Annotated in this window: 16 protein-coding genes; 10 read left to right on the forward strand and 6 right to left on the reverse strand. The window is 39.9% G+C overall.

Annotation, left to right across the window (positions count from 1 at the left end):
• Positions 1–130 precede the first annotated feature (130 nt).
• From PseudUWO311_RS00005 to hemG, 10 genes are all read left to right on the forward strand, one after another.
• Positions 131–550 carry a GUN4 domain-containing protein gene (locus tag PseudUWO311_RS00005; protein WP_142653044.1) on the forward strand — a complete coding sequence of 140 codons (420 nt, stop codon included), beginning with the start codon at positions 131–133 and terminating at the stop codon, positions 548–550.
• 432 nt (positions 551–982) lie between these two features.
• The gene (locus tag PseudUWO311_RS00010) at positions 983–1,228 is read left to right on the forward strand and encodes a hypothetical protein (RefSeq protein ID WP_142653045.1); all 246 of its coding nucleotides are present in this window, start codon (positions 983–985) and stop codon (positions 1,226–1,228) included.
• Between the two features lie 165 nt (positions 1,229–1,393).
• Positions 1,394–2,422: a glycosyltransferase family 2 protein gene (locus PseudUWO311_RS00015; RefSeq protein WP_142653046.1), complete on the forward strand. Its 1,029-nt coding sequence runs from the start codon at positions 1,394–1,396 to the stop codon at positions 2,420–2,422.
• Between the two features lies 1 nt (position 2,423).
• Positions 2,424–3,395, forward strand: coding sequence for a glycosyltransferase (locus PseudUWO311_RS00020; protein WP_142653047.1), 972 nt, complete (start codon positions 2,424–2,426; stop codon positions 3,393–3,395).
• A gap of 6 nt (positions 3,396–3,401) precedes the next feature.
• Positions 3,402–3,968 carry an acyltransferase gene (locus PseudUWO311_RS00025; RefSeq protein ID WP_142653048.1) on the forward strand — a complete coding sequence of 189 codons (567 nt, stop codon included), beginning with the start codon at positions 3,402–3,404 and terminating at the stop codon, positions 3,966–3,968.
• A gap of 291 nt (positions 3,969–4,259) precedes the next feature.
• The gene (locus PseudUWO311_RS00030) at positions 4,260–5,093 is read left to right on the forward strand and encodes an ABC transporter ATP-binding protein (protein WP_142653049.1); all 834 of its coding nucleotides are present in this window, start codon (positions 4,260–4,262) and stop codon (positions 5,091–5,093) included.
• Positions 5,094–5,098: 5 nt separating this feature from the next.
• Entirely contained in the window at positions 5,099–6,427 is a 1,329-nt protein-coding gene (locus tag PseudUWO311_RS00035; RefSeq protein WP_142653050.1) for an MlaD family protein, read from the forward strand.
• A complete protein-coding gene (locus tag PseudUWO311_RS00040) occupies positions 6,424–6,858 on the forward strand; it encodes an NfeD family protein (protein ID WP_142653051.1) in 435 nt (144 codons plus the stop codon). Before PseudUWO311_RS00035 ends, PseudUWO311_RS00040 begins: the two co-directional genes overlap by 4 nt.
• A 504-nt stretch (positions 6,859–7,362) precedes the next feature.
• Positions 7,363–7,599, forward strand: coding sequence for a DUF2811 domain-containing protein (locus PseudUWO311_RS00045; protein ID WP_142653052.1), 237 nt, complete (start codon positions 7,363–7,365; stop codon positions 7,597–7,599).
• 157 nt (positions 7,600–7,756) lie between these two features.
• Positions 7,757–9,196, forward strand: coding sequence for a protoporphyrinogen oxidase (gene hemG / locus PseudUWO311_RS00050; protein ID WP_142653053.1), 1,440 nt, complete (start codon positions 7,757–7,759; stop codon positions 9,194–9,196).
• A gap of 219 nt (positions 9,197–9,415) precedes the next feature.
• Here the strand turns inward: hemG and PseudUWO311_RS00055 are convergent, their stop codons facing one another.
• From PseudUWO311_RS00055 to PseudUWO311_RS00080, 6 genes are all read right to left on the reverse strand, one after another.
• The gene (locus tag PseudUWO311_RS00055) at positions 9,416–9,841 is read right to left on the reverse strand and encodes an STAS domain-containing protein (RefSeq protein WP_190303343.1); all 426 of its coding nucleotides are present in this window, start codon (positions 9,839–9,841) and stop codon (positions 9,416–9,418) included.
• Positions 9,842–10,210: 369 nt separating this feature from the next.
• Positions 10,211–11,548: a 30S ribosomal protein S12 methylthiotransferase RimO gene (gene rimO, locus PseudUWO311_RS00060; protein WP_142653359.1), complete on the reverse strand. Its 1,338-nt coding sequence runs from the start codon at positions 11,546–11,548 to the stop codon at positions 10,211–10,213.
• 172 nt (positions 11,549–11,720) lie between these two features.
• The gene (locus PseudUWO311_RS00065; protein WP_142653055.1) at positions 11,721–13,205 is read right to left on the reverse strand and encodes a phospholipase D-like domain-containing protein; all 1,485 of its coding nucleotides are present in this window, start codon (positions 13,203–13,205) and stop codon (positions 11,721–11,723) included.
• Between the two features lie 85 nt (positions 13,206–13,290).
• Positions 13,291–13,479: a hypothetical protein gene (locus PseudUWO311_RS00070; protein WP_142653056.1), complete on the reverse strand. Its 189-nt coding sequence runs from the start codon at positions 13,477–13,479 to the stop codon at positions 13,291–13,293.
• A 285-nt stretch (positions 13,480–13,764) separates the two neighbouring features.
• Complete coding sequence (locus PseudUWO311_RS00075; protein ID WP_142653057.1) at positions 13,765–14,112, reverse strand: YkgJ family cysteine cluster protein; 348 nt, start codon at positions 14,110–14,112, stop codon at positions 13,765–13,767.
• Between the two features lie 113 nt (positions 14,113–14,225).
• The gene (locus PseudUWO311_RS00080) at positions 14,226–15,113 is read right to left on the reverse strand and encodes an alpha/beta fold hydrolase (RefSeq protein ID WP_142653058.1); all 888 of its coding nucleotides are present in this window, start codon (positions 15,111–15,113) and stop codon (positions 14,226–14,228) included.
• Between the last annotated feature and the right edge of the window lie 29 nt (positions 15,114–15,142).

A 15,142-nucleotide genomic window follows, 5' to 3' on the forward strand; every position in this document is an offset into this window, starting at 1 on the left:
CGCAATTACTATGGCTATTAATTCTATTACTGATGAAGATGCTCTTAATTGGTTTCATCATTGTGGTCTCTGCTTCGACCCTTTTAGTTAGCTTCTTTTGTGGCGGGTTTGATCGGTATTTGCTGTAAAAGTGGCAAATCGAGAAAAAGATGGATGCTTAAATATTGAAAATATTAAAGATTTCCCTTCTGAAGATTTGCAGATGATTGACTGGCTATGGGTAAATTATAGCGATGGCAAATTTGGTTTTAGTGTCCAAAAAAAACTATGGTTAGAGTGTGGCGGTAAAATTGGTGAATATGATCAAGGGGTTTGGAGGGAATTTGCAGCAAGAGTTGGTTGGTATTATCCAGAGAACGATGACTGGCAAACATACAATAATAACTGGAGAACATATAGTGAATTTACGAAAGACACTGATAACTTCCAAAATCTTCTCCCTGCAAGTCTTCCGTGGCGAAAGTTAATTGGTGGAATAGAGCGTATTGGTAGAAGAATTTTAGTAAGTGGAGTAGTGATTTGTTCTCTTTTTTCTCGTAGTGATTTGTAGTAATCAGGTTCCCATCACTTTTGTTACCTGTCACCACCGATTTTCCTGTAGGGGCAGAGCATTCCCACCACAATCTATAAATTCTGCAACCATCTCAAATTGGGAATGCTCTGCCCTTAACCTCCAACATTCACCGACAATCCTAAACCTCCCTAAGCGATCAACATTCACTGAAAACTCCCAAACCGCAGGGATAAATTATCGATAAAAGCGCATAGGGTAGAGCATTTGCGATCGCAACTCTCCACTGCGATCTGCGATCACAAATGCTCTACCCCTAACAATATTTTCCTTTTTCCTTGATCTCCCGTGACCCCGATCGCATTTACGCACACACAACATCACAAGAGCATAGATTTGCGATCGCAACCCCAGCCTTGATAGAACGAGATACTAATCTCATAGAAAAATTCTTTCAAATGGCAAAAAGCAATGATCCTCAATTCACTAAACCAAGTTCGCTCGATTGTAATCAACACCGTCGCTGGCACAGAACAAGCGATCGTTTTTCTAGGCAAAACTTTTGTAGCTGATAAAGTTTATAACTCTCTCAACGATGCGATCGCGGGATGCAGAAGAGATTTAGATTTGGGCATGGCAGTCTTAATCGCACCAAATGACAGCCAGTTTAGTGTTTGGTTATCAATTCCTAATGAAATGATTTTACAAGCTGCCTAATCCCTTCCTAGTTAAAGAATAGGCAAAGGAAATAAAGAAAACAAAAGTCAGCCTACAGCTATTTTTAATTGACTATGTGGAATGCTGTTGTACAATGTGATTCCAGAGAATGCAAACAAAGCGCTATATTAACTACACAAACTGATTTCGCGATTTTGATCAAATATGGTACTTGTAAATACTGCTATAACATTACAAGATTTGCCTATTCAACCAGAAGGCAAAACGGGCTGGCCTTGGACAGAAGAGACAGAAGTATTGCCTGATAAAATGCCTGACGGTTCTGACTGGCCAAGAATTAGTATTGTCACTCCAAACTATAACTATGGACATTTTATAGAGGAAACAATTCGTTCAGTTCTACTTCAAGGATATCCAAACCTTGAGTATATAGTTATTGATGGAGGAAGTACTGATAATTCTATTGAAATCATCAAGAAGTACGAAAAATGGTTATTCTATTGGATTAGCGAAAAAGATTCTGGGCAAAGCAATGCGATTAATAAAGGGATCAGAAAATCCAGTGGAGTAATCTTTAATTGGATAAATTCTGATGATATATTGAACTTGGGAGCTTTATATAATGTTGCCTCGATTTGGAAAGAAAGAAACCCAGATATTTTAGTAGGCTCTAGCAGAATAATCACTCAAGAAAAATATATTGATTGGATACCAAAAGAAACAATTTCAGTATTAGAGCTAGCACTGAGTTTTCAGGGCAAAGTCGGAATGTCACAGCCTTCAACTTTTTTGAATCTAGATCTTGTCAAATGTATTGGAGGTCTATGTGAAAACTTCCATTACATAATTGACTATAGCTTATACATCAATCTACTTTTAAGTAACAATACAAGTATAAGTAGGTTGACAACTATCAATACGTACCTGTCAACTGTTAAACTACATGAAGAAGCAAAGACAGTTTCATCTTGGATTCAGTTTGAAAAGGAAACTATTCAGATGCTTTCTAGCGTTATAACTAAGTTTCCAGAAAATGACAGAAAAGGTATAAAACAATATATATATCAATTGTCTGTTCAAGTAGCCGTAAGAGAGACCACTCTGAATCTAAGATTTTTAGGACTTGTTTTCCTCCTAAGCTTACTCTTAAAAAAGCCTTCCTTCATCTTCTCACGATTTTATCTCGGAGCATTAAAGAATAAACTTGTGGAAGTCACTGGTAGGGAACATTAGTATGACTGAACTGGTTTCTATTATTATCCCATGCTACAACGCCGAAAAATGGATTGCAGAATGTATTGATTCTGCACTTTCACAAACCTACAGCCCCATAGAAATAATTGTTGTTGACGATGGATCTACGGATAGAAGTCTATCTATAATTAAAAAATATGGCAATAAAATTAGGTGGGTTAGTTATGAAAATGGGGGGGCAAGTGCAGCTCGAAATCGAGGAATTCAAATTAGTAAAGGAAAGTATATTCAATTTATAGATGCTGATGACTATATTTCTCCTATAAAAGTAAAGGATCAAGTAGAGTTTTTAAAAGTATCAGGCAAAGATATTGTTTATGGTGATTGGTGTCATCAAGTTTATAATGATGATAATACAATCAAATCATCAAGTTACATTACAAATCAGTCTTCTGATGACATGACTTATTATGTAATTAGTAATAACACTATTCATAGCGGATCTTGTTTATGCAAACGTGAAGTAATTGAAAGAATATCAGGATTTGACGAATCGATAAGAATTGCGGAAGATTATGATTTTTTTGTTAGGTTAGCTCTCTCTGGAGCTAAATTTACCTATCTTCAGGGTCGCAACTACTTTTATCGTATATATAGCCAAATTACTGCTTCTAATGGGCAAGGAATAAAACACCCAAATTCAGTTAAATTTGTTTTAGACAAAACAAGCTTTTACCTAGCACAAAAAGATCTTTTGACTGGTAAATATCGTCGCTTGCTTGCTTGTAAATACTTTCTAGTTGCTAAAAATTATCTAATGCTTGGGGAGTTTAAACAATCTAATACTTGTTATAATATATCTAATAACTTGTCAGAAACACATAAATATAGATCAGAAGGAAGCTCGAAATTTGAGAAGGTATACAATTTGTTTGGTTGGAAAGTCACTTCATTGTTGATGTATGCTTTACATTTTATTTCTATGACAATAAACAAGTTAGCTAAAAGTTAAAGTGATATGAAAAATCTTTTACTAACATTTACTTGTAATCTTAAAAGTTATATAGGAAATTTCCTTCTGTATTTTAATAATTATATTTTATCTTATATACCACTACACACATTAAGAAAGTGTTTCTATATTAATTTTTTGGGTCTTGAAATTGGGGAAGGAAGTAGTATTTTTATGGGAGCATGGTTTGACAGTAGAAAAAATTTTAGGATAGGGAAAAATAGCATTATTAATCAAAAATGTCGTTTGGATAATCGCGGAAGATTGACGATAGGTGATAATGTCTCTATATCCGCTGAAGTATGTATTCTAACTGCTGATCATGATTTGCAATCCCCTCTATTTACTGGAAGATGTCGAGCAGTAACTATTGAAGATTATGTGTTTGTTGGAACAAGAGCGATTGTATTGCCTGGGGTAACATTGGGGAAGGGTTGTGCGGTTGCAGCAGGTGCAGTTGTTACTAAAGATGTTGAACCATTCACAATTGTTGGTGGTGTTCCTGCTAAACATATTTCTAATAGAAATGAAAACTTGAACTATGAATGTCATTATCCAAGGTCTTTCTTTTAGTTCTGCTATAGCCAGAAATTTTAGAACAGAGAGTTGCGCTGCTTTGGCACTGGACAGCTAAAACGTGATCGACGTATTTGCGTCTTTTTTGTCCTCATGACATGGACGTTTCAGTACCCATCACTCTTTGACAATCCAGTACCCCTGATAGAGAGCTTTTACAGCTTTTAGATTTTTTTGGCTTTGGGTTTTATAATGCAAATTGCTGATTTAGAGTTATTTTTTAGGAAAAGTTTCTGAAAAAATGTTAGTTTTTTGTAGAGCGATTTTTTCAATCTGAAATAAATGTCGATGGAGCCAGTCCGATCTCTGATCAAAAATAGTAGCAATGTGGTTACGCCTTTGCTAGAACTGCGTGATATTCACAAAAGTTTTGGTTCTAATGCCGTGCTAAATGGTGTTGATCTCACTGTGCATTCAGGGGAAGCGATCGCGATCATTGGCCCCTCTGGTACTGGTAAATCGACAATCTTACGGATTATTTGCGGTCTCCTTGCCCCTGAGCAAGGTGAACTCTATATCAATGGCAATCTCGTTTCCTCCGAAGATGATATTCAAGAAGGAGGCTATGGGGTAAACATCGGTATGGTGTTTCAAAATGCGGCGCTATTTGACTCGCTTACGGTTGCAGAAAATGTGGGTTTTTCACTATTTGAGCATTCTCGTTTGTCGCGCCGCGAAATATATCGACTGGTCGAACATAAACTTGCACTCGTGGGTTTAGAGAATATTAGCGATCGCTATCCTAGCCAACTATCAGGCGGGATGCGAAAGCGAGTTAGTTTTGCTCGCGCCATTATGGATGACCCCACTGCGAAAACGCAAACCAAAAAAGTGCTGCTCTATGATGAACCCACCGCAGGACTTGATCCTGTGGCTTCGACAATTATAGAGGACTTAATGCGATCGCTACGAGAGCAACAGGTCTGTGATAGTTATATTGTCGTCACTCACCAAGACAGCACTATCCGTCGTACTGCCGATCGTTTGGTCGTGCTTTACCGTGGATTGGTTCGCTACGCAGGAAACGTGAGTACAATTGATACTGTTGACAATCCATATGTCAGGCAATTTTTTAGCGGCAGTACTGAAGGTCCAATTCAACTTTTGACTAGGGAGGTATAAGACTCGTGCAGCGAAAAACATTACGCGACGGTGCGCTTGGCTTATTTATCATCGGTGGAGTAGTTGCCTTTGGTGGCGCTTTATTATGGTTACGCGGGTTGCAACTTAGTAGCTCTAAGTTTACATTTACGATCAAAATAGCTGATGCAAGTGGTCTAAATAATGGCTCAGTTGTCAGATTTCGTGGTGTCGAAGTAGGACGGGTCACAGCGTTGACAGCCCAAACAGAGGGTGTTGATGTCCAAGTAAGTATTGAAAACTCTAGATTAATTATTCCGAAGAACTCGATCGCTGAAACTAATCAAAGTGGTTTTCTGGGGAATACCAATATCGATATTTTTCCGCCGCAAGATAAATTAGCAATTGATCCGAAGATGAATCCGATCGCAAAGGATTGCAATGCCGATCTGATTATTTGTCAAGGTGGAGAAATTGAAGGAACTCGAGGTGTGAGCTTCATTGCATTGCTCAAGGATTCGAGTGCTACATTACGCAAAATTAACGATCAAAATTTAGTCGATAACCTCAATGAGACTCTAGTTGCAGCCAAAGCTACTGCAAAAAGCATCCAAAAATTGACGGATTCCGCGAGTAAAGTGATCGGTACATTTGAGGGGCAAATCGTTAAATTTGGCGATACAGCGGACGCAATTAGTGGAGCAGCCACTAAGGTTGGCAATGTCGCAAATAGTGCCCAAGATTTAATCGAGGTCAATCGCGAAAAACTAGCGCAAACCCTTGATGGCATTGCCGCTACTTCCAATGAAGCGAGAGCTTTACTTGCTAGTGCCAAGCCCTTATTGAGTGATGGTAAGATCATCGCAAATTTACAGCAACTAGCCGAAAATGCTGCTGAAACATCAGCAAACCTTCGGAAAGTATCTGGTGAGTTAAACAATCCTGCCACAATGTCGGCATTGCGTGAAACCCTCGATTCAGCAAGGGCAACTTTTGCCAACGCCAAGAAGATTACCGCCGATCTTGATGAACTAACGGGAGATCCCAAGCTGCGCAGCAATATTCGTAATTTGATCAATGGTTTAGGAGGGCTACTTTCCAATGCTCCGAATCTAGACTCCATTGCACCAACCGCGACTAATGCACGCCCTAGCGAACCTGCTACAAGCGATCGACCTAAATCACCAGCAACCGTAGAAGTTGCTCGAAATAAAGTGATTAAATCTACTACAGAGGATGATCGCTTTAAACGAGAAAAATCTCTTGACTCTCAAAAAGTGAAGATCAACAGCCCCAAACCTAGCAGCACAATTGTGAAGTCAGGAACATCTTCTGAGACAGCTACATCCAATTCTGATAAATCAAGCAATCCATGAACTTACTACCTAGTCAAGTCTGGCTGCTGCTCGGGATTGCTCTTGTCGTTATTGAGCTACTAGTGCCATTGCCAACTTTTCTAATTGCAGGAGCAATGGGAATAGCCGCATTGTTAGTAGCTGCGATCACCATAATCTTACCTATTCCTGCGTTGCAAATCTTGGTCTGGATGTTGCTCTCAGGTATGTTGGCAATGTTTTCACGGCGATTCATTCCTAAGGATTCGCATCAACTTAAAGAGTCTAGTGAGGGGATTACGCTCACGGAAATACCTGTAGGAGAAACTGGACGAGTCAAGTATGAGGGTGGTTCATGGAAAGCAAGATGTGATAATCCGCAAATTGCGATCGCAGCCAATCAAAAAGTAATCGTGCTAAGGCGAAAAGGTACAACACTGATAGTTGTTCCTGAAAATTGGCTGAGTAATTAAGTAAAAGAAATTACATAAACATACAAGGTAGCGCCCCCTTGGGGCGTAACCCTTGTATGTTTATGTTTGTAATTGTCGTTTTTTGCTTGTGTAGTGATCGCTATAAACATGCCACAAATATTAAGAAAAAAATAATTTTCAACTTAAATACCCAAAAGTTTTCCACAGACTTTTCCACAGATATTGTGGCTTTATCCACAGATAACCATTAGTTTTCCACAGGTGTTTTTATAGATATAGATACTTGCGCCTTACTGGTTAAGGATTCGTTAATAGAATGAACACTTCACTTGGGAAAACTTTTTAATTGCTTCTAATATAAATAAATGTAACCTAAAATCATCTAAAATGCTGATTCTAGCAAAGCGATTTCAGTATTTTGTCATCGCTACTTAATATTCCGTTACGTTGACAAGATCCATAGATACACGCACAATTAAAGCCCGACCGCTGAAAATGGTTGCGTCATTTCTATCAAACTTGTTTAAAAGTTGAGGTTTCAGCATGAGTACGACCGTCAGTATATTGGCAGAAATTCCTGAAGAATTACACGAAACCCTCAAAAACTACTTAGAGTCACATCCCGACTGGGATCAAGATCGCGTATTTGCTGCAGCATTATCTTTATTTCTATTGCAAAATGGCGGGAATGATCGCCATGGCTCATCCCATAATGCATCCCATAGTTATCGCAGCACCGCCAAAGTTTATCTAAATGCTTTATTTCAGCACTCAGTATAAAAGCGGCTTTCCTCAGAAGAGCCAATTGTGTGTTTTGTAGCACCTCAGTCGCTAAATACACACAATTGGTTTATTGACTTTCAAAGCTTGTACTAAACTATAAGAGCTTAGTTGTACTAGACTAAAAATTGCTCAATTGATCAAAGCGCTCTAAGCTATGTCCCTCAAGCCATCCTCCGAAGCCAATCCCCCTTTAGATGTCCTTGTCGTTGGGGCAGGAATATCAGGATTAACGATCGCTCATGAACTAGCGATCGCCAACCAATATTGTGTCTTAGTTGCAGAAGCTCAAGATCGTGTGGGTGGGGCTATAACCAGTGCCAAAAATGACGAAGGTTATCAATGGGAAGAGGGGCCAAATAGTTTTCAGCCTGCTCCTGAACTATTACGTCTAGCTGTACAAGTTGGACTCAAGGATGAATTGGTTCTAGCCGATGGCAAATTACCCCGTTTCGTTTTTCTGAATGGCAAGTTAAACGCTTTGCCCATGAGTCCACCTGGTGCGATCGCTTCCAAGATTTTGACTTGGGGTGGCAAAATTCGCTTAGCTATTGGTGCGCTTGGCTTTGCCCGTCCAGCTATGGCAGGAGAAGAATCTGTCGATCAATTCTTTTCGCGTTTATTAGGCAAACAAGCTGTTGAGAGATTAGTTGCACCGTTTATATCAGGTGTATACGCAGGGGATCCCAAGAAACTAAGTGCTAGTGCAGCTTTTTCTAAGATTTTTAGATTAGAAAATAACTATAATGGGCTGCTCGCTGGAGCAATGCTTTCTGCAAAAGAACGTAAAGCCCAGAAGCTTTCTGATCCGAATCTTCCCAAAGTTAAAACTGGTGAACTGGGATCATTTCGTGAAGGTATTAAGATGCTGCCTGAAGCGATCGCCACCAAGTTAAGAGATCAAGGTGCTGTTGTGAAACAACAATGGACTTTGAGATCGCTGGAAAAGCAAGGCGAAGTCTATATTTCTAAGTTCGATACACCAACGGGTGAAGAAACTGTGACATCGCGATCGGTAGTTCTCAGTACCCCTGCTTATATCACCGCAAAACTTTTACAAGATTATTTGCCATCAGCTAGCCAAGCCTTAAATGAGATTTTCTATCCGACTGTTGCTTGTGTGGTACTTGCTTACCCTAAGAGCGAATTTGCCTATGATATGAAAGGCTTTGGTAATCTGATCCCCCGCACTCAAGGGGTGCGAACTTTAGGCACAATTTGGTCATCGAGTCTATTTGCTGGACGAGCTCCAGAAGGTTGGCAACTATTACTAAACTTTATCGGTGGGACGCTTGATCCCGCTCTAGCCAAACTTTCAGAATCAGAAATCATTGCCGCCGTGCATCAAGATCTAAAAAAGACTATTCTCAGACCTAATACAAAAGCTGAACCGAAAGCGATCGCTGTTCATATATGGGATAAAGCGATCCCCCAATACGAAATTGGACATTTAGAGCGACTTGCCACTGTGGAAACAGAATTACAGAAATCTCAGGGACTGTATGTCAGTGCCAATTTTATCGGCGGTGTGGCTCTAGGTGACTGTATCAAGCGTAGCTTGCAAGAAGCTAATAAAATTGATGCATTTTTAAAGTAACGTTAGTTCGGCTAAATCACAAAATAGGAAGAATCGCAAAGCGATTCTTCCTATTTTGTGCCATCTGCGCCGTGCAAAGCACGGTGCAGATGGCGATATAGAACTCACTCATGTCAAAGCAATAGAAGTTATGTCTAAAAAGCAAAAGCCTCGCTCAGCGAGGCTTTTGCTTTTTAGACATAAGACAAAGAGCATAGAATGTTCACTTTTATACTGATTCTAGGCAGCTAATAGATAGTCAGAACCTTGATTTTGAACATCAGAGCGATTTACGAAGTTGCTAACGCTAGGGAAAACTGCAAACAGTTGATCAATTCTTGTAATCTCGAATACAAGACGAACAGAAGGTTGTTGAGAGCAAAGTAAAAAATTACTCTTGTGGGATTGCATTAGTCTTAAACATGCTAAGAGCTTTTGTAAACCTTGACTATCAATAAATTCAACATTTTCCATATCAACAATCAGAACAGGAACTTCTTTATTGTTCATCATGACATTAGCTGAAACCCAAGACTCAACATTAGCAAGAAGTTCAGATCCCGCGAGGCTATCAAACTTGCTATTGGTAAGTTTAATTGTAAAGGCGGATTCGCTATTTAAACCTTGGTGGAAGGATAGCTGGTTAACTTTAGTAATTGTATCCATTGTTCTTCCTTTTAGCTTCTTTAAGAGAGTGTCAGTTTGAGTTCTAATGTCTAGCATCTGATTTAGAAGAGAATTTAGATTGCTGGACAGCGCAAACTTATTTTTTACTTCTTGGATTCTATTATTCACGCTTTTCTATTTTTTAAAACCATTAATAGATATACAAAGGTTAGTAAATAGAAGTTAGAAAGTTATATAAAAGTTATTTTTCTCGTCTTGATATAAATTTTCTAAAAACTATGTAGCTATATATACCAAAATGAGGCTATACCCCTTAAGCTGCAACTCTCTCACATTAAAACCGTTCTGCCCATGCCAAGCGCAGCAAGGGAAGAACAGACTTATAATTTTTAATTGTTTAGGTACTTATTAGACAATTTCACCAAATAGATCGTAGTGATCGGCGGCAGTAACTTTGACGGAAAACATAGAGCCTAGAGTTGCTTTGCCAAGGGGATCGCGAACATAGACCACACCATCAACATCAGGAGCAAATCTTGCCGATCGCCCAATTAGTTCACCCGTGGCTGGATTTTCTTGCTCGATCAACACATCAATGGTTTTACCGATCTCTAACTGGTTATTCTTGAAAGAAATTTCCTGTTGAGCTGCCATGATGCGATCGCGGCGGTCTTGTTTGACTTCTTCGGGTAATTGGTTTGGCAAATCAAAGGCAGGTGTACCTTCTTCTGCGGAAAACGTAAATACACCGACATGATCAAATTCATGACGCTTCACAAATTCTAGTAAATGCTCAAACTGATCCTCAGTTTCCCCAGGAAATCCAACAATGAATGTAGTACGGGTAACAGCATTGGGAAGTGCAGCTTTGAGTTGCTCCATGATCTTGTCATTGATCCGCCCTTGCCAAGGACGATTCATGGCTCTTAATACATCGGGATGTGAATGTTGCAAAGGTAAATCTAGATAAGGAACCACGTTATGAGTGGACTTCATCGCATTGATTACTTTTGGAGTAAGTCCTGTGGGATAGGCGTAATGCATTCTGATCCAAGGCACATCGACTTGTCCAAGAGCGGTTAAAAGTTCGGCAAGGCGAGGCTGACCGTAAATATCTAGACCATAATTAGTAGTGATTTGCGAAATCAAAATAATTTCTTTTACGCCTTCACTGGCTAAGCGATCGCATTCAGTCACAATCGACTCAATCGATCGCGATCGCTGATCGCCGCGTAAATGAGGAATGATGCAAAATGCGCAACGATAGTCACAACCTTCAGCTACGCGGACATAGGCAACAGCTTCATTGGTGGTGCGATATCGCGGTACGGTGTCATCAGCGATATAGGTGGGGACTTGAGTAACTTCTTTGACTCGTTCGCCTTTCTCGGCACGTTCAATTACATCAACAATTTTTTGATAGTCGCCAGTACCAACAAGGGCAACCGCTTCAGGAATTTCATCAAGTAGTTCCTGCTGAAAGTGTTGCGCCATACAGCCAGCGATGACGATACGCTTGCCCATATCGGCAAGTTCAACCAGTGTCCGCACAGATTCGCGCCGCGCATCTTCGATAAAGCTACAGGTATTAACGATCACATAATCGGCTAGTTCTTCGTTGCTATCGACTTGATAACCTGCTTGAACTAGTAAGCCCAGCATATGTTCCGTATCGACGCGGTTCTTTTCACAACCCAAGTGAGAGAAAGCGATCGTGGGTTTGACGGTTGGAACCAGATTGACCATATTTGTATTAACGCAACTTTTGGCGCGAAAAATTTCAGACACTCTAGCTTAACAAAACTTAAGCACTATATGAAACCGATTTTGGTGTTTCCATCGCCTGCGGCGATGGAAACACCAAAATCGGTTTTTTGAAAGATCTCCAAAAAACCGATTTTTATAACGAGAATGACTGTTAAAATTCTGAATTTTCAATCAAGGAGTTAGACTTGCTTTTAACTCGCTCAGCGCAGCTTTTGGAAGTAGCTTGGACTAGTTTTGCGGTGGGTCCCAAGGTGACATCTTGATAAAGGCGATCATATTCCCTTTGAAAATGTGCTGCTACAGTCTCATTTTGGATGGCAACTAAAACTTCATCATTTGTGAAGTTTGCAGCCTTTGTCCAGTTGTGTGAACCTGTAAGAATTAAATTGCGATCAAGAATTGCGAACTTATGATGCAACGTATCTCCAGATACAAGATTGGGAATACCAACAGTTTTAATGGGTTGTTTCCATGCACTGCTCTTTCCTCTTCTGCAATCTTGGGTGGACTGAAGCCCCCACATATCGAGAGTTGACGAATAATCCCGATAGGCAAATTGAGGCTCTACTAGTGCTCGAATCTGTACATTTCCTTGTTGACGCTCTTCCAGAATTGTCGAAATAAATTCATCGGAATAGACAAATAGTGCCATATCAACATTTGTCTTAGTACCAGCGATCGCCGTGGCGATTAGTCCGTTACTGGTTTGTTCCCTTGCTGTATCTTCAGGATCTGGAGAGAACTTAAGTCGGATTTGCGCTCCGCCAACGATGAGATAATCAATTTTTCGAGAAGGTTTTTTCGTGCCGAACAGACTGTCAGGTTTTCCATTTGGACCGTCTCCCCACATTAGATTAAATTCTTGCTTAAATCTTGCGGCGAGTTCTTTACTTTCTATCCGAACAAGATTATTAGCATTACCTCTAGTCTCAGGTCTAGTAAAGTCACCATGAATATCACTCATGGTCAAATTTGCAGAACCAAACAAAACTATTTGATCGTCAATCACCATAAATTTATGGTGCATTAATCCACTACCTTTTGAGCCATCAGCAGTATCGTCAATCCAAGGCACATTAGTAATCTTGATTAGCCGTAAACCATCACTACGATCCAATTCATCTTCACTTAAGCGACCATCGTTATCAATATCCGTAAACTTCTGAAATTCTTTATAGCGATCGCGATCGCGAGGATTCAGCTTCTCAACTTGCTCAGGTGTATATTCGCTCCAAGCTCGACTATAGTTGTTTTCGAGAATCAGTCGGACGTTTACGCCCCGCAATTTCGCCTCAACAATTGCTTTAGCAATATTAGGTAAACGTAGCTCTTGGACAGCAATATCAAGACTAACTTTAGATCGACTAACATTGTCAATCATCACCCGTTCTAGATTGTCACCAAGACGTTCGATTTTTCGATATGGGTCGGTGTATCGAGCGGCTTGATTTTGATTAAAAAACACCTGAATATTTGGATGCTGTGGCAAAGTTGGAACAATGCCAGACTCAGATTTGCAAGCATTTACCGCGATCGTAATTAGAGCAGTTATCCCAAAAAGTATTAACCAATAACCTATCCGACGAGATAGAGATGGGAATTTATAATTTATCTGCGAATAGGTCACATAACCCATACAAGCAAGACTTCAAATTTTGCAATTCTAGTCTACAGCCCTTAGCACTAAAATCAAGGCTAATAATTGGCGCTTAAGCCAATTATTAGCTAACTTGCCTGACTTTACCTTGATCGATAGCCTGCATGAGATACTCTAGGGCTTCGTAGTCAGGATCAGTAATATAACCTTGCTCAGAAAGCTCATGATTAATCATGTTTTCTAGTTCAGGGGTAAGGCGTTTGACGAGAAGAGCACGGTTGACGAGATTTCTGATGACACTCTTGTTACTCATGATTTTTGTACTAGGTGTATAAGGATTAAATTAGAGAAATAGTCTTTCGAGTGATGATGACCAGATCTTGAATTGGTGTATCGTCACTTTTTAAGGACTATCCCTATACCAATTAGTTTCCTCTGAAATCACAGATATAGATGTGACTCGTATCTATGTAAAGATGTGACTTATATCTGTAGATAGATGTGACTCTGATGTATATATGTTGGTGATCAGAATCACAAAACCCAAAAAGACAAAGTGCCCGCTTAGCGGGCACTTTGTCTTTTTGGGTTTTGTGAACTAATTAACTGCTTGCTCGAACCGTAGTATTTCTAGAGATCTCTCACCATAAACTGACTCAATATTTTCCTCGCAACAAGCGATCGCAAACTCATCTAATTCTTCTGGCTCCACGCCAAACATGTCATAGAAAGTCTCAGGTTCTACTCGACAAAAGCGCGGTCTTTGCTCATAAATTGTACATTTGCGGTTCAGTTGATCGAAGTTGATGCACCAGCCATCGCTACCCACCATACTTAAGTATTTTTGAAGTTCGTCGGCGGTGAGGTAATCTGCAAGGTCAGGGCGATCTTTCGGATCAAGATTGCAGCATGCGCCACAGCCGCTAATGCATTGCCAAGTTGCCATTTTATATTTTCTAATCAATTCGTTTATTCAATATACAGCGCTTTGCGCTGTCCCCTAAACCAAGAAAAATCTTAAAAGGCTTGCAAAGCAAGCCTTTTAAGATTTTTCTTGAGCTATAAAGACAAAGACCACTCTCGAATTAATCTATTCACGACCTCTGGACTCTCATCATGGGGGCAATGTCCTGCATTAATGTAATGCTCTGTGAGTGATGGATAAAACTCACGAAATTTTGCACCCCTCGCACAGGAATTCATCCAAGGATCACCTTCACCCCAAATCATTAATAAGGGACTACTCATTGATCCTAATAACTCATCGACCTTTTTGCCTTGCGGTGTGCTAAATACTGACGCAAAAACTTGTGCAGCACCCTGATCACAGGAAGGACGATAAATATCTTCAACTAATTGATCGGTAACAGCAGATTGATCTAAATAGACTTTTTTTAAAGTGCTACGAATACGAGATTTTTGACGGACGAAGTTAAATAACAATTGATTTGCCCAAGGCTGGCGTAGGACTTTCTGCAAGGCTGGGGTGATCGCTTTTTGGATTGGATTTACTTTCTTAGCCCCAAGAGGATTGGTATCTGTAAATGGCCCCGCACTATTGAGTAAGATCACACCTGCCACTGATTGAGGATAATCAGCAGCTACACATAACGAAGAATAACCACCAAGGGAATTACCAGCAATTACGGTTGGACGTTGAATTTTTTCGGTAATAAAATCATGGAGCTGATCGCGCCAAAGATTGCCGCTATATTGCCATGCAGGTTTTTGCGATCGCCCAAAGCCTAACAAATCAATCGCATATACTTCAAAGTCTTGACTAAGTTCAGAGATATTCTTGCGCCAGTGATCTGTTGATGCCCCAAATCCATGCACTAAGAGCAGTGGTGGACGCTGAGAATTATTTCCCGCTTTGACAAAATAAATTTTTTGTTCACGCCATAGCCAATATTGACCAGCGATCGATTCAGTACTTGTTAAAACCATGAAAGTTTATTAGCCACAAAAATAAGTAA

Source organism: Pseudanabaena sp. UWO311 (assembly GCF_006937785.1).
In the GTDB taxonomy this organism is placed as follows: Bacteria; Cyanobacteriota; Cyanobacteriia; order Pseudanabaenales; family Pseudanabaenaceae; genus Pseudanabaena.